Here is a 15,439-nt window from a genome sequence, read left to right on the forward strand (position 1 = left end):
GACCCGTACCAGACCTACGGCGGCTCCCCGCCCCCGCCCGGCCAGCAGCAGGGCTGGATCCCCCAGCAGCCCCAGCAGCCGTACTACGAGCAGCAGCCCTACGACACGGGCCGGCAGCCGCAGGCGTACGACACGAACGGGCAGCCGCTCTACGACACCGGCCAGCAGCCCCGCTACGACACGGGCCAGCAGCAGCCGGTGTACGACACCGGCCGGCACTCCCCGTACGACACCGGCCAGCAGCAGCCCGTCTACGACACCGGCCAGCACACCGCTTACCAGACGGGGCAGCACGCGGTCTACGAGACGGGCCGGCAGCCTGTCTACGACACCGGTCAGCAGCAGCCGGTGCACGACACCGGTCAGCAGTCCGCGTACGAGACCGGTCAGCAGGCCGTGTACGAGACGGGGCAGCAGCCCGCGTACGACACCGGGCAGATGTCCGTGCAGACCGAGGACCTGGCCAAGTCGGCCGGCGGGCGCGCCGGGTACCAGACCGAGATGTTCGCCTTCGTCGACGAGGAGTCCGAGCAGTCGGAAGAGGTCATCGACTGGCTCAAGTTCTCCGAATCGCGCACCGAGCGCCGCGAGGAGGCCAAGCGGCGCGGCCGCAACCGCAAGGCCGGTCTTGCCGTGCTGCTGGTGCTGGCGCTGCTCGGCGGCGCCGGGTATCTGTGGCAGGCGGGCAAGCTGCCGGGGCTCGGCAAATCCACGGCGACGCAGGCCGCGGCCGGCGGACCGCAGAAGCGCGACGTCATAGTCGTGCACCTGGTCCCGGTGAACGGCGGCCCCAGCGACACCGCGCTGCTGGTGGACAACACCACCAAGGGCCGCGGCACCACCGTCCTGCTGCCCAACACGCTCTCGGTGACCGGGGACGACGGCACCGCGACCACGCTGGACAAGTCCGTCGGCGACGGCGTCGGCCCCACCAGGGACTCGCTGAACACCCTGCTCGGCGCCGACATCAAGGGCAGCTGGCGGCTGGACAGCCCGTATCTGGAGCTGCTGGTCGACGCGATCGGCGACGTCTACGTCGACACCGACACCGCGGTCAAGGGCACCGGCAAGGACAGCGGCAGGACGCTGGTCCAGGCGGGCAAGCAGCAGGAGCTGACCGGCGAGGCGGCCGTGGCCTACGCCACCTACCGCGCCGCGGGCGAACCGCAGACCAAGCAGCTCGGCCGCTTCGGGCAGGTCATGCAGGCGGTGCTCAAGAAGATGCCGAGCGACGCCGCGGGCGCGACCAGGACCGTGCAGTCGCTCGGCCAGATCCTCGACCCGTCGCTCACCGACAAGCAGCTCGGCGCGTCCCTCGCGCAGCTCGCCGACCTGGCGAAGACCGGCGCGTACGACACCACGCTGCTGCCGGTGCAGCCGAACGGCACGCTCAGCACGCAGGCCACCGACACCGTGGTCAAGAACGTGCTCGGCGGCACCGTCAAGCAGTCCGACGGCACCACCCAGCCTCGGGTCCTGATCAGCGACGCGACCGGGAACGCCAAAGCGGCCCCGATGGCGCAGGCCGCGATCGTCAACGGCGGCACCTACACCTATGTCTCCGGCGGCAAGGCCGGCGCGGCCAAGTCCACGTCCGAGGTGCTCTACGGCGACCCGGCGCGGCTCACCGCGGCCAAGGACGTCGCCGCCACGCTCGGCCTGCCGCCGACCGCGGTCAAGAAGGGCACGGTGCCCTCGAACGCCGACATCGCGGTGACGCTCGGCAAGGACTACAAACTGCCGCCGCAGTGACCGGCGGCCCGCGCCGCCGGTGACGCCGGACCGCTGATCGGAAAACCGGTCGGGGGCTGTCGGAGGGTCGTGAGACCCTTGAAGCAGTCCAGCCCCCGACCGGAAAGCCGTTTCTGTGACCGCCACTGACCGTTCCATCGAGCTGACCCGCGCCGCCGCACAGGCCGCCGCCGACAAGCTCGCGCACGACATCATCGCCTATGACGTCAGCGACGTGCTGTCCATCACCGACGCCTTCCTGGTCGCGTCGGCGCCGAACGACCGGCAGGTCAAGGCGATCGTCGACGCCATCGAGGAGACGCTCCTCAAGGACCTGGACATCAAGCCGGTCCGCCGCGAGGGCGAGCGGGACGGCCGCTGGGTGCTGCTCGACTACATCGACATCGTCGTCCACGTGCAGCACTCCGAGGAGCGGGTCTTCTACGCCCTGGAGCGGCTGTGGAAGGACTGCCCGGAGATCGCCCTGCCCGAGGACGCCGTCGCCACCCGGGGCAAGGGCAAGGCGCACGCCGCGGCCACCGCGGCGGCGGACGACGACGGGGAGCTGAGCTGAACGGGCAGGCGAGCAGCAGGGGCCGCCGGATCGTCCTGTGGCGGCACGGCCAGACCGGCTGGAATCTGGAGCAGCGCTTCCAGGGCAACACCGATATCGAGCTGACCGACACCGGTGTCGCCCAGGCCCGCCGCTCCGCCCGGCTGCTGGCCGCGCTGGCGCCCGACGCCATCATCTCCTCGGACCTGAGCCGGGCCGCCGCGACCGCCGCCGAGCTGGCCGCGCTCACCGGCCTGCCCGTCACGTACGACAAGGGCCTCCAGGAGACGTACGCCGGGCGCTGGCAGGGGCTGACCCACGAGGAGATCCTCGGCCAGTTCGGCGAGCAGTACGCCGCCTGGAAGCGCGGTGAGCCGGTCCGCAGGGGCGGCGGCGAACTGGAGACCGAGGTCGCCGACCGGGCCGCTCCCGTGGTGCTGGCCGCCGCGGACGAACTGGCCGACGGCGGCGTGCTGGTCGTGGTCAGCCACGGCGGCACGATCCGTACGACCATCGGCCGGCTGCTCGGCCTCGACCCGCTCACCTGGGAGTCGCTGGGCGGGCTGTCCAACTGCTGCTGGTCGGTCCTCGGCGAGGGCGCGCGCGGCTGGCGGCTGACCGAGCACAATGCCGGCACCCTCCCGGAGCCGGTGCTCGGCGACGACGCCTAGCCGCCCGTGGCGGTTGCCCGGCGGCGGCCCTCGGCCGCCCGTGGCGGTTGTTCGGCGATGACGCTCGGCCGCGACGGGGGGTGCCGTCCCCCGCGTGGGACGGGCGTCCGGCCGATTTCGTTTCCGGTCCACCGACCGGCTATGCTTCTTCACGTCGTCAGGGGAGACCCCGACAGACGCGGGGCTGTAGCTCAGTTGGTAGAGCGCTTGCATGGCATGCAAGAGGTCCGGGGTTCAATTCCCCGTAGCTCCACAGGTGAGAGGGCGGGACCTGTCCGCAAGAAGCGCGGACGGGCCCCGCCCTCTCCTTTTTGACCGGCTCCGCCTCGCCCGGCGGGGGCTTCGCCACCCGCACCCCTGTGACGTCTTCCGGGCCGGACGCCAGGGCCGGGAGTACCCGGGGGCAGGTTCTGCGCTCGTCCGGGGCGGGGCAGGCGGCGTTACGGGTCGTGGTCGCAGCTCGCGGTTCTGGTGGCGGCGTCGCGTTCGGCCATGAGGACCCACAGCGGGCGGCCGTCCGGCTCGCTCACGAACGGGATGCCGGCCAGCCGGTACAGGTGCTCGCGCTCGGTGACGTCGAGCTGGAGCACCCGGGCCACCGCGTCCAGCACCTGGACGCTGGCGTTGATCGGGCGCCCCTGTTCGAGCCAGCTGTACCAGGTGACGCCGACCCCGGCGAGCTGCGCGACCTCCTCGCGCCGCAGCCCGGGGGTGCGGCGCCGCAGGCCCGGCGGCATGCCGACGTCCTCCGGGGTGATCCTGGCCCGGCGGCTGCGCGGGAAGGCCGCCAGTTCGGTGCGGCGCGCGGCCCTGGTGTGCCGGGCGGCGCCGGGCAGCCGGTCGGGCGGCGCCCCGCTGGCGTCCGGGCGGGTGCTGCGGGCGCCGGGCATGCTGCGGGCGGTGCTCGTGATCATGACGACGATGCCGGTCAACGCGGGCTTCCTCTTCGCGGTCGCCCTGCACCTCCAGCCCGGCCTCGGCTTCAGCGCGCCGCGTGCCGGACTGACCTTCGCGGTCGCCGCGGTCGGCTTCGGCGGTGTCGGCCTCACCCGGCGCCGGCTGCCGGTGTCCTGGCGGCCCTGGCTGCCGGCCGCGGGCCTGCTCATCGCGGCCGGCTCCTTCGGCGGCCTCGGCCTGGCGCTGCGCGCCGGCGGGGACGGCGGGGCCGCGCTCTACGTCTGCCTGCTGACACTCGGCGGCGGCCTCGGCCTCGGGTTCAGCCCGGCCTTCACCCTGGCGCTGTTCGCGGTCGCCCCGCAGGACGCGGCCGACGCCAGCGGGCTGCAGCTGATCGGCGTGGCCGCCCTCGGCACGCTCTTCGCCAACCGGCTCGACCTGCCGGGCGTCCACCCCTCGGCCCACGCCTTCGCCGTCGTTGCAGCCGCCCTGACCGCGGTGTGCGCGGCGGGAGCGGCCGTGGCGCCGGGGCGGGGCCGCCGCAGGGCCTGAGCGGTGCCGCGCGGGCCGGGCGCGTACGGGCGCCCGGCCGGTCTTACGCTCCCGGTGCGTCCTGCGCGCCGAGCGCCGGGTAGTCGGTGTAGCCGCGCTCGCCGCCGCCGTAGTAGGTGGCCCGGTCCGGTACGTTGAAGGGACCGCCCGCGCGCAGCCGCTCGGGCAGGTCGGGGTTGGCGAGGAAGAGGGCGCCGTAGGAGACCAGGTCGGCGGTGCCGTCCTCGATCAGGGCCAGCTCCTCGGGTCCCGAAGGGCGGCCCGCCGTGCGGGCGTTGAGGATCAGCGCCCCCGCGAAACGCTTGCGCAGTTCCAGGGTCAGCGACCGCTCGCCGGTCTCCATGATGTGCAGGTAGCCGGGGCCGACCGGTTCCAGGGCCGCCAGCAGCGCGGTGTACGCCGGCTCGGGGTCCGGCTCGTCGATGTCGCCCAGCGCATTGCCGGGCGAGATCCGCAGCCCCGTGCGCTCCGCGCCGATCGCGTCCGCGACCGCCGTGACCAGCTCCGCCGCGAAGCGTGCGCGGCGCTCGGGGGAGCCGCCCCAGCCGTCGGTGCGCAGGTTGGAATTCGGCGCCAGGAACTGGTGCGCCAGATAGCCGTTGGCGGCATGGACCTCGACCCCGTCGAAACCGGCCGCGACGGCGTTCCGCGCCGCCGCCGCGTGGTCCTCGACGGTGCGCAGGATCTCGTCCTCCGTCAGCTCCTGCGGCTCCTCGAAGTCCTGCGGCCCCTGGGCGGTGTAGACGCTGCCCTTGGGACGTACCGCTGACGCGCTCACCGGCCGCAGACCGTCCGGCAGCAACGAGCGGTGCCCGATCCGGCCGGTGTGCATGAGCTGGACGAAGATCCGGCCGCCGGCCTCGTGCACCGCGTCCGTCACCCGCCGCCACCCGGCCAGCTGCTCGGCGCTGTGCAGGCCCGGCGTGTCCGGGTAGCCCTGGCCCACCACCGACGGCTGCGTCCCCTCGGTGACGATCAGCCCCGCCGACGCCCGCTGGGCGTAGTACGCCGCCGTGCTCGCGGTCGGGCTCAGCCCCGGGCCGTACGCCCGGCTGCGCGTCATCGGCGCCATCACGATCCGGTTCCGCAACCGGTTCCCGCCCAGCTCAATCGGGTCGAACGCGGTGGTCACAGCGGTCTCCACCTCTCCCGTCCAGTCGGCCGCAGCCACCGTAACCCGCCAACCGGCCGCGAATTGTTGACACTTCATGAACTTCCCCGGCCGCCGCGCTCGGCGTCCGGGGCCGATCGCGCGCACCTGCGGCTCCCCGCGCGGACCGCCCGGGCACTTTCGGGGGCGCCCCAAACGATTTGCGGCCCGCACCCCGACAGCGTGTAAAGTAACCCCAGGTCGCCGGGCTTCCCGGCACCGTAGCGGGGCTGTAGCTCAGTTGGTAGAGCGCTTGCATGGCATGCAAGAGGTCCGGGGTTCAATTCCCCGTAGCTCCACGGGCGAGAGGGCGGGACCTGTCCGCGAGAAGCGCGGACGGGTCCCGCCTTCTCCTTTTTGCCCGGCTCCGCCTCGCCCGGCGGGGGCTTCGCCACCCGCACCCCCGTGAGGTCGTCCCGGCTGATGCCAGGGTTGTGCGTACCCGGGGGCAGGCGGGCCTCGGGCAGGGCACGTGGTGGTGGGCGCCCTCGGGGTCGGCCGAGGCCGTGGCGGGTCCCTGGGCAGGCCCGACGCGGTGTCCGTCGGCGCCCGCGGCGTATTGCGCGGCCGCCGGTCCTCCGCCCGGCCCGATCCGCCCGTCGAGCGCCGACTCGGCCACCTCCGTAGCGCGTAGCGGCAGGCGCCCCGTACCGCCGTACACGTCGGCGGGACGGGGCGGTGGCGACCAGCGCCAGGTCGTCACCTGAGCGTCATGCGGCCGCGCGTACGGCCGCTATCCGGCGGGGGAGAAGGGCGCCGAGGGCGGTCAGCGCGGTCAGGACCGCGGCTGCGGCGGGGAAGGCGGGGGCGGCGCCGTAGCGGGAGATCAGGAACCCGGCGGCGGCGGAGCCCAGGGCGCCACCGAGGTTCGCGGCGGTGTTGATCCAGGCGCTCGCCTCGGTGCGGAAACCGGCCGGGACCAGGGCGTCGACCTGGAGGTAGGCGGTGATCAGCAGGGTGTCGGAGCAGGCGCCGGCGAGCAGCAGGCCGAGGGCGACGGCGGGCAGCGCGGACACCGCGGCGGGCAGGGCGTAGCAGGCGGCGGCGAGGGCGCCCAGGGTCAGCAGGCGCCGGTGCGGCGCCGCACGCCACTGGACGCGGCCGTAGGCGAGGCCGCCGATGGCGCCGCCGGTCGCGCACAGGGCCATCAGCGGACCCGCGACGGCCGCGCCCCTGGCCGCGACGATGCCGACCTCGGCGAGCGCCAGAGCGCAGCCGCTGCCGAGGACCACCACCAGCAGTGCGGCGAAGCCCGGTGCGGCCGGCGGACCGAGGCGGGTGCGCGTACCAACCGGCGGCGGCGCGGACGGGGACTCGCCGAGGACGGCCGTGAAGGCGGTGAAGCCCGTGACGGCGAGGACCGCGGTGGCCGCCAGGGACAGCGAGGCGGAGGTGGCGGCGGTCAGCAGGCCGCCGAGGACCGGGCCGACGGCGAAGACGGTGGACTCGGTGACGGCGTCCAGGCTCAGCGCGGACTGCCGCTGGGCCCCGCTGCCGGCCAGTTCGCCCCAGCGGGTCCGCATCAGCGGCCCCACCGGGGGCGGGAAGACGCCGGCCAGGACGGCGAGCGTCACCGCCAGCCCGGCGTCCATGCCGAGCGCGGACCCGGCGGCGAGGCAGCCGAGCAGGGTGCCGTAGAGGGCGGTCAGCACGGGCAGCGCGGCACGGCGGCGTTCGACGACCCGGGACCTGTACGGGCCGAGGACCGCCGCGGTCAGGCCGAACAGACCGGCGGCCGTACCGGCGGCGGCGTAGGAACCGGTGCCCTCGCGTACGGCGAGCAGCAGCGGAAGGGACAGCAGCCCGTACGACAGCCGGGCGAGGGTGGCCGCGGCGAAGAGGGCCCGGGCGTGCGGCAGTGCGAGGACAGCGCGATAGGACGCGCTGCCCCTGGCGGGGCGGGGCATGGGGGAACTCCGGGGTCGGCGTTGGCGTGAACGACCGTGGCCCGCGCGAGGGTGCGGGCGGTGGGTCGGTCAGTGGGGTCCGGAGTTCATGGGCGGGAGCCTACGCCGTGCGTGCGCCGGAGGTTCGGGAATATGCGGTGGCCGCCGTCGCCGTCGGGTCAGGCCCGCGCCTGGTGGCGGGTCAGCCGCTGCTGCATCGTCGCGTACGGCGTCGCCGGGGGCGGTGTGCGGCCGGCCCGGGCGTCGGTGGCGACCGCCACGGCCGCGTCGATCGCGGCGCGGTAGGGGAGCGAGCCGGTGCTCACCCGGCGGACGCCGAGGCCGGCCAGCTCGTGCAGGGTGAGGCCCGGGACCAGCAGGACGTTGACCGGTACCGGGGTGCGGGCGGCCAGGATGCGCAGGTCGTCGGGAGCGGCGGCGCCGGGGAAGAAGATTCCGTCGGCGCCGGCCTCCACGTAGGCCAGCGCGCGGGCGAGCGAGGACTCGACGCCGGCGTCCTGGCCGAGCCAGTAGGTGTCGACCCTGGCGTTGACGAAGAGGCCGGGCGCCCGGCGCTTGACCGCGGCGACCTTCGCCGCGTGCAGGGCGGGGTCGATGAGCCGGCCGGCCGAGCTGTCCTCCAGGTTGACGCCGTCCGCCCCGAGCCCGGCCGCGTAGTCGGCGACCTGCTCGGGGTCCTCGGTGTAACCGTCCTCGATGTCGGCGGTCACGTGCACGGGGATGCCGGCGAGCCGCCGGACCAGCGCGCGGGTCGCGTCCCTGCTCGCCCGGCCGCCGTCCGGCTCGCCCGCCGCCGCCGCGACGCCGAAACTCGTGGTGCCGACCGCGCGGAAACCGGCGTCGGCGAAGGCGAGGGCGGAGGCGACGTCCCAGGCGTTGGGAAGCAGCAGCGGGAGGTCGCCCCCATAGTGGAGATCGCGGAATGTCATCGGCTTCCCTGCCCCTTCCCGGACGCGGGCGCATGGCCCGTGCCGTCCCGACCCTAGGCGCCGGTCATTACGGCGGCGGCCGAAGGCGCGGCTTCGGCGAGCCGGACGGGACGCAGCGCGGGCGCGGCCAGGGAGCAGCGCCACGCCGAGTGGCACCCCTGTGGTCGGGGCACGGGCAGGGGTACGGGTGCGAGCGTGCGGTGCGAGGTCTTACGCGCCCTGCGCGTCGATCCGGTTCTGCAGGGCCCGGGCGGCGGGCGACCCGGCCGAGACGAGCCGGAGCAGCTCGATCGCGGCGGATACGTCGACCTGTGCGCCCGCCGTGTCGAGGGCGTCGTAGAACTCGTCCTCGATCCGCCGTACCGCGTCGTTCGCGGCCCAACCCTCCGCCGTGAGGGCGAGGGCGATCCGGCGTCGGTCGTCGGGCGCCGGGCCGCGTTCCCCAGGGCCCGCCGTGACGAGGCGGTCGGCGAGACGGCTGGGATTCGTACCGCTGTCGCAGACCAGCATGTCGCCGCAGCCGGTGAGGGCGAGCGGGCCGTGGTCGGCGAGGATCCGCAGCACTGCCCGGCTGGCCGGCATCGGCCTGACGCCGGCTCGGTCCGAGGCGAGCCGCCGGTTGCCCTCGCCCTGCGCGGCGAGCACGAGGTAACGCAGCAGCTCCGCCTGCCTCATGGGGCCGCCCTGACGCGCCTCGCCCACGGGAGCCGCCCTCCGGTTGGCGGTATGTGTCCCACCACGTACGTCGTGACGCACGGAAGGTGATACGTACCCGAGGTCTTGTCAAGTGACACGCGGAATGCCCGACCCGGCCGGGACTACGCCCTCTGTTCGGGTAAGTCTTGCGCTGCTAGCGTCGGTTCGCCCGATGATCGGGGACGGGCGGAGCGGATCGTTCCTTGACCTGCTCTTGGTGAGTTCATGCCCCTGGCATGAACTGATGAGCGAAAGAGTATCGCTCTGCGGTGCGGCGTGTACGCATAGCGGCGACACCGCAGAGTGCGACCAACGCGACTAACGCGACAACTCGCTTCGCATGGGGGTTTCATGAGATTTGAGCGCAAAAGGACGCGCGTGGGACTGGTGGCTGCCGCAGCGCTGCCACTGGTCGCCAGCGCGCTCGCGCTTGGCACCCAGTCCGCGTCGGCCGATCAGTCCGCCGGACGTCAACTCCTGTCCGGCACCAAGCCGCAGTGGGCCACGGCCCAGGCGGACAAGGGCGCGACGGCCGATTCCGCCAAGGTGACCGTCCGGGTGTACCTGGCCGGCAAGGACGCCAAGGGGCTCGCGGCCTACGCGAAGTCCGTATCGGACCCGAACTCGGCCGACTACGGGCGCTACCTGACGCCCGCCCAGACGCAGGCCGCTTACGGCGCCACCAAGGCGCAGGTGGCCGAGGTCACCGCGTGGCTGAAGTCCTCGGGCCTGAAGGTGACCGGCTCCAACCAGCACTACCTCACCGTCACCGGTGATGTGGCGTCTGCTGAGAAGGCCTTCGGCACCCAGCTCCACAACTACGCCAAGTCGGGCCACACCTACCGTGCCCCGACCGGCAACGCCACCGCCCCCGCCTCGCTCAAGGGTGCGGTGCTCACCGTCACGGGCCTGGACACGGCACCCAAGAAGTCCAGCCACGACGATGAACTGCCGCCGCCGGACGCGGTGTTCAAGAACTCCGGGCCGTTCTCGACGTACTACGGCTCGAAGACCGACAAGAAGCTCCCGGACGCGTACGGCGGCAAAGCACCGTACGCGATCCAGGGCTACACCGGTGACCAGCTGCGTGCCGCCTACGGCGCGGGCAAGTACACGGGCAAGGGCGTACGGGTGGCCATCACCGACGCCTACGCGTCGCCGTACATCGCGGAGGACGCCGCGCGGTACGCCAAGGACACCGGCGGCCAGAAGTACAAGAAGGGCCAGCTCACCCAGGTCCTGCCGACCGACTACAACAGCACCGAGGAATGCGGTGCCGGTGGCTGGTACGGCGAGGAGACGCTGGACGTCGAGGCGGTGCACGCGGTCGCCCCCGACGCGGACATCGTCTACGTCGGCGGAGCCTCCTGCTTCGACAACGACCTGCTCGACGCCCTGAACAAGGTCGTCGACAACCACCTGGCCGACATCGTCTCCAACTCGTGGGGCGACGTCGAGGCCAACGAGACGCCGGACATCGCGGCAGCCTACGACCAGGTCTTCCAGCAGGGCGCTGTCGAGGGCATCGGCTTCTACTTCTCCTCCGGCGACGCGGGCGACAATGTCGCGTCGACCGGTGTGAAGCAGGCCGACACCCCCGGAAACTCCCCCTGGGCCACCTCCGTCGGCGGTACCTCGCTGGCGGTCGGCAAGAACGACAAGTACCAGTGGGAGACCGGCTGGGGCACCAAGCGCGCCCCGCTGTCCGCCGACGGAAAGACCTGGACCGGCTTCCCCGGCCCGTACACCTCCGGCGCGGGCGGCGGCACCAGCAAGCTCTACGACCAGCCGTTCTACCAGCGCGGTGTGGTCCCGGACTCGCTGGCGCTCGCCAACGGCGGCACCGTCAAGCAGCGTGTCGAGCCTGACATCGCGGCGGTCGCCGACCCGAACACCGGCTTCCTGGTCGGCCAGACCCAGTCGTACCCCGACGGGTCGCTGCAGTACAGCACGTACCGCATCGGCGGCACGTCGCTGGCCGCACCGGTCATCGCCGGCGTCCAGGCGCTGGCCCAGCAGGCCAGGCACGGCATCGCGATCGGCTTCGCGAACCCGCTGATCTACGACAAGTACGGGACGTCGGTCTACCACGACGTCACGGACCACCCGCTGGGTCAGGGCCAGGGCCTCGCCGTGGTCCGTGTGGACTTCGCGAACGCGTTCGACGCCTCCGAGGGCACCATCGTGTCCCTGCGGACGCTCGGCGCGGACGCGTCGCTGCACGCCACGGTCGGTTACGACGATGTCACCGGGGTGGGCACGCCCGCCAAGGGCTACGTCACCTCGTCGCTGCCGAAGAAGAAGTAGCTGCTCAGGGCGCGCACCGGTACCACGCGCGCCCATGGGCTCCGGATGAGGCGTACGGCCCCCGCACCGTCTTCGGTGCGGGGGCCGTACCCGCTGCGGTAACCTGGCGGCATGCGAGCCACGAGCCTCCTGCTTAGCGAGCCGCGCTGACCACTAACGACGTCGGTGCGGCACCCCTCCTGCGTGAGGGGCTTTTTTGTTTGTACCGCAGGCAGGACCACAGGCAGAGACGGACCGCAGCAGCCGTCATGACATCGATGGAGTACCGAGGACGATGAGCGACACCACCCCGGCCGCCGAGACGGCTGCGCCCCACCGCTATACCGCGCGCCTGGCTGCCGATATCGAGCGGCGCTGGCAGGACTTCTGGGAGGCGGATGGTACTTTCGCNCGCCCCACCGCTATACCGCGCGCCTGGCTGCCGATATCGAGCGGCGCTGGCAGGACTTCTGGGAGGCGGATGGTACTTTCGCCGCGGCGAATCCTTTTGGTGATCTGGATTCGGATCCGGAGTTGGCGGCGCGGCCGAAGAGGTTCGTGATGGACATGTTTCCGTATCCGTCGGGTGCGGGGTTGCATGTGGGTCATCCGCTGGGTTATATCGCGACGGATGTGTATGCGCGTCATCAGCGGATGACGGGGCACAATGTGCTGCATACGCTGGGTTTCGATGCGTTCGGTCTGCCGGCGGAGCAGTATGCGGTGCAGACGGGTACGCATCCGCGGTTGTCGACCGAGGCGAATATCGTCACGATGACGGCGCAGTTGCGGCGGTTGGGTCTGGGGCATGACCGGCGTCGTTCGTTTTCGACGATCGATCCTGCGTATTACCGGTGGACGCAGTGGATTTTTCTGCAGATCTACAATTCGTGGTACGACGGGGATGCTGGCCGGGCGCGTCCGATCGGGGAGCTGGTGGCGCAGTTCGCGGATGGTTCGCGGGTGACGCCGGACGGGCGGGCGTGGTCGGAGCTGGGCGGTGCGGAGCGGGCTGAGGTGCTGGGCGGGTACCGGTTGGCGTATTCGGCGCAGTCGCCGGTGAACTGGTGTCCGGGGCTGGGGACGGTGCTGGCCAATGAGGAGGTCACTGCGGAGGGGCGTTCGGAGCGGGGTAATTTCCCGGTGTTCAAGGCGAATCTGCGGCAGTGGATGATGCGTATCACGGCGTATGCGGACCGGTTGCTGTCGGATCTGGATGTTCTGGACTGGCCTGAGGCGATCAAGCTGCAGCAGCGGAACTGGATCGGCCGCAGTGAGGGTGCCCGCGTTGACTTCCCTGTGCGGGGTGCGGGTCCGGACGGTGCCGGGGAGGCCATTGCTGTTTTTACGACGCGTCAGGACACGTTGTTCGGGGCGACGTACCTGGTGCTGGCGCCGGAGCATGAGCTGGTGGATGTGCTGGTGCCGGCGGTGTGGCCGCGGGGTACCAGGGCGGTGTGGACGGGTGGGCATGCCACGCCGGCGGAGGCGGTGGCGGCGTACCGGAAGCAGGCGGCGGCGAAGTCGGATGTGGAGCGGCAGGCCGATGCGCGGGAGAAGACCGGTGTGTTCACCGGTGTGTTCGCGGTGAATCCGGTCAGTGGCGAGGATGTTCCGGTGTTCGTGGCGGACTATGTGCTGACGGGTTACGGGACGGGGGCGATCATGGCCGTGCCCGCGCACGACAGCCGGGATTTTGCTTTCGCGCGGGCTTTCGGGCTGCCGATGCGGTGTGTGGTGGAGCCGACCGACGGCCGCGGCACCGACCCGGCTGCCTGGGAGGGTGCGTTCTCCTCGTCGGAGTCGACGATCGTGAATTCGGCGGGTGAGGGGATTTCGCTGGACGGGCTGGGGGTGGCCGAGGCGAAGGCCGCGGTCACCGGGTGGCTGGCCGGGCGGGGGGCGGGGCTGGGCACGGTGAACTACCGGCTGCGGGACTGGCTGTTCAGCCGGCAGCGGTACTGGGGTGAGCCGTTCCCGATCGTCTACGACGAGGACGGTGTGCCGCACGCGCTGCCCGACGAGATGCTGCCGGTCGAGCTGCCCGAGGTCGACGACTACAGTCCGCGCACGTTCGATCCGGACGACGCCGACACCAGTCCGGAGACCCCGCTGTCGCGCAACGCGGACTGGGTCACCGTCGATCTGGACCTGGGCGACGGGGTGCGCACCTACCGGCGTGAGACCAACACGATGCCGAACTGGGCCGGGTCGTGCTGGTACGAGCTGCGCTATCTCGACCCCCGCAACACCCGCGAACTGGTCGACCCGGGGATCGAGTCGTACTGGATGGGCCCGCGCGAGGGCCTGCCGGCGGGCGGGGTGGACCTGTACGTCGGGGGCGCCGAGCACGCGGTGCTGCATCTGCTGTACGCCCGGTTCTGGCACAAGGTCCTGCACGACCTGGGCCACGTCTCCTCCGTCGAGCCGTTCCACAAGCTGTTCAACCAGGGCATGATCCAGGCCTACGTCTACCGCGACGCACGCCGTATCGCCGTGCCCGCCGCCGAGGTCGAGGAACGCGACGGCGCGTTCTGGTACGCCGGCGAGCAGGTCACCCGCCTGCTGGGCAAAATGGGCAAGTCCTTGAAGAACGCTGTCACCCCTGACGAGATCTGCGCCGAATACGGCGCCGACACCCTGCGCCTGTACGAGATGGCCATGGGCCCCCTGGACGTCTCCCGCCCCTGGGACACCCGCGCCGTCATCGGCCAGTACCGCCTCCTGCAACGCATCTGGCGCAACATCGTCGACGAGGCCACCGGCCAGAGCACCGTCACCGACACCGAACCCGACGAGACCACCCTGCGCGCCCTGCACAAGGCCATCCACGGCGTCACCGCAGACATGGCCGAACTGCGCTTCAACACCGCCATCGCCAAGATCACCGAACTCAACAACCACCTGACCAAGTCCACCGGCCCCGTGCCGCGCACCGTCGCCGAACAACTCGTCCTGCTCATCGCACCACTGGCACCGCACATCGCCGAGGAACTGTGGTCGAAGCTGGGCCACGACACCTCGCTGGCCCACGCCGGCTTCCCCGTCGCCGACCCGGCACTGGCCCAGGACCCCGCGGTGACCTGCGTCGTCCAGATCAAGGGCAAGGTCAAAGCCCGGCTCGAAGTCTCCCCTGCCATCCCGGACGCCGACCTGGAGGCCCTGGCACTGGCCGACCCCGCCGTAGCCGCGGCCCTGGCCGGCGCCAGCGTCCGCAAGGTGATCGTGCGCGCGCCGAAACTGGTCAACATCGTCGTCTGAGCGCGACCGCGCCCGTGCCCTAGGGGCAGGCTTGGGGGANCGCCAGCGTCCGCAAGGTGATCGTGCGCGCGCCGAAACTGGTCAACATCGTCGTCTGAGCGCGACCGCGCCCGTGCCCTAGGGGCAGGCTTGGGGGATTCACCTGATTCCGCCGGCCTGCCCCTTGCCGTTACGGTGGAAGGAGCACGGCACCGCATTCGGGTCGAATGTCTGGTCGCACTCAGGATTCTCGGGACTCTCAGGAGGAGCCGCCTGTGGAAACCGCCGGCATCGTCGTCCTGCTCTTCGTGCTGATATTCGTGGCGCTGGCCACGGTCGCGTCGGTACGTACCGTGCGCGCGGTCAAGCGCTCAGTAGCCCGTGGCACGGCCCAGGCCCGCAGAGCCGTCGAGGACGTCCAGCTCAAGGCCCGCCGCTATACGACGCCGGGCCTCGGGGGAGAGGTCGCCCAGTTGCGGATCGACCTGCGCACGGCCATCGACAGCACCTTCGCCGCCCTGGACGCGCACCACCCCGAGGACACCGCCCTCGCCGAGGCCGCCTCCCTGATGGCCCGCCTCAACGAGCACGCCCGCGCCCTGGACGGCGAGCTGAAACTCCTCGAACGCGAGCCCGACAAGTCCCGCGTCGCGGCCCGCCTCCCCGAACTCTCCACCCGCGTCCACCACGTGACCCACTCCGCGGACTCCCTGCGCTGGGCGGCCCAGGACCGCGCCCACCACGCCACCGCGGACGACCTGGCCGGCCTGACCGACCAGATCGCGATCGAGTCCGCCGCCCTCCGCCACTGGACCCCCGCCCAACCC

11 protein-coding genes, 2 tRNA genes and 1 pseudogene are annotated in these 15,439 nt (G+C 72.1%); 9 read left to right on the forward strand and 5 right to left on the reverse strand.

Annotation, left to right across the window (positions count from 1 at the left end):
- Positions 1–57: 57 nt before the first annotated feature.
- From V7E46_RS29105 to V7E46_RS29120, 4 genes are all read left to right on the forward strand, one after another.
- Complete coding sequence (locus V7E46_RS29105) at positions 58–1,752, forward strand: LCP family protein (RefSeq protein WP_443054385.1); 1,695 nt, start codon at positions 58–60, stop codon at positions 1,750–1,752.
- Between the two features lie 115 nt (positions 1,753–1,867).
- Complete coding sequence (gene rsfS / locus V7E46_RS29110) at positions 1,868–2,305, forward strand: ribosome silencing factor (RefSeq protein WP_333771227.1); 438 nt, start codon at positions 1,868–1,870, stop codon at positions 2,303–2,305.
- The gene (locus V7E46_RS29115; RefSeq protein ID WP_333771235.1) at positions 2,302–2,955 is read left to right on the forward strand and encodes a histidine phosphatase family protein; all 654 of its coding nucleotides are present in this window, start codon (positions 2,302–2,304) and stop codon (positions 2,953–2,955) included. Before rsfS ends, V7E46_RS29115 begins: the two co-directional genes overlap by 4 nt.
- A 180-nt stretch (positions 2,956–3,135) precedes the next feature.
- Positions 3,136–3,208 (forward strand) — tRNA-Ala (locus tag V7E46_RS29120).
- 268 nt (positions 3,209–3,476) lie between these two features.
- Here the strand turns inward: V7E46_RS29120 and V7E46_RS29125 are convergent.
- Positions 3,477–3,845: pseudogene (locus V7E46_RS29125) on the reverse strand (helix-turn-helix domain-containing protein); the annotation flags it as partial.
- A 22-nt stretch (positions 3,846–3,867) separates the two neighbouring features.
- Between V7E46_RS29125 and V7E46_RS29130 the strand changes: the two are divergent.
- Positions 3,868–4,404, forward strand: a complete 537-nt coding sequence (locus V7E46_RS29130; protein WP_333771228.1) for a hypothetical protein — start codon at positions 3,868–3,870, stop codon at positions 4,402–4,404.
- A 43-nt stretch (positions 4,405–4,447) separates the two neighbouring features.
- Here V7E46_RS29130 and V7E46_RS29135 read toward each other — a convergent pair whose 3' ends face one another.
- Positions 4,448–5,536 carry an alkene reductase gene (locus V7E46_RS29135; RefSeq protein WP_333771229.1) on the reverse strand — a complete coding sequence of 363 codons (1,089 nt, stop codon included), beginning with the start codon at positions 5,534–5,536 and terminating at the stop codon, positions 4,448–4,450.
- 244 nt (positions 5,537–5,780) lie between these two features.
- On the opposite strand from V7E46_RS29135, the gene V7E46_RS29140 reads away from it, so the two are divergent.
- Positions 5,781–5,853 (forward strand) — tRNA-Ala (locus V7E46_RS29140).
- 411 nt (positions 5,854–6,264) lie between these two features.
- On the opposite strand, the gene V7E46_RS29145 is transcribed toward V7E46_RS29140, so the two are convergent.
- The 3 genes from V7E46_RS29145 to V7E46_RS29155 all read right to left on the reverse strand — a co-directional run bounded on the left by V7E46_RS29145 (position 6,265) and on the right by V7E46_RS29155 (position 9,065).
- A complete protein-coding gene (locus V7E46_RS29145; RefSeq protein ID WP_333771230.1) occupies positions 6,265–7,461 on the reverse strand; it encodes an MFS transporter in 1,197 nt (398 codons plus the stop codon).
- A gap of 158 nt (positions 7,462–7,619) precedes the next feature.
- Entirely contained in the window at positions 7,620–8,390 is a 771-nt protein-coding gene (locus tag V7E46_RS29150; RefSeq protein ID WP_333771231.1) for an isocitrate lyase/PEP mutase family protein, read from the reverse strand.
- A gap of 210 nt (positions 8,391–8,600) precedes the next feature.
- Positions 8,601–9,065 carry a MarR family transcriptional regulator gene (locus V7E46_RS29155; RefSeq protein ID WP_333771232.1) on the reverse strand — a complete coding sequence of 155 codons (465 nt, stop codon included), beginning with the start codon at positions 9,063–9,065 and terminating at the stop codon, positions 8,601–8,603.
- Between the two features lie 372 nt (positions 9,066–9,437).
- Here V7E46_RS29155 and V7E46_RS29160 point away from each other — a divergent pair, with 372 nt between their 5' ends.
- From V7E46_RS29160 to V7E46_RS29170, 3 genes are all read left to right on the forward strand, one after another.
- Positions 9,438–11,393: a S53 family peptidase gene (locus V7E46_RS29160; RefSeq protein ID WP_333771233.1), complete on the forward strand. Its 1,956-nt coding sequence runs from the start codon at positions 9,438–9,440 to the stop codon at positions 11,391–11,393.
- 366 nt (positions 11,394–11,759) lie between these two features.
- On the forward strand, positions 11,760–14,633 hold the full coding sequence (gene leuS / locus V7E46_RS29165; protein WP_443054386.1) for a leucine--tRNA ligase: 2,874 nt from the start codon (positions 11,760–11,762) through the stop codon (positions 14,631–14,633).
- Between the two features lie 254 nt (positions 14,634–14,887).
- A partial coding sequence (locus V7E46_RS29170) for a hypothetical protein (RefSeq protein ID WP_333771234.1) occupies positions 14,888–15,439 on the forward strand: 552 nt, incomplete at its 3' end.

Source organism: Streptomyces sp. IBSBF 2435 (assembly GCF_036815005.1).
Taxonomy (GTDB): Bacteria; Actinomycetota; Actinomycetes; order Streptomycetales; family Streptomycetaceae; genus Actinacidiphila.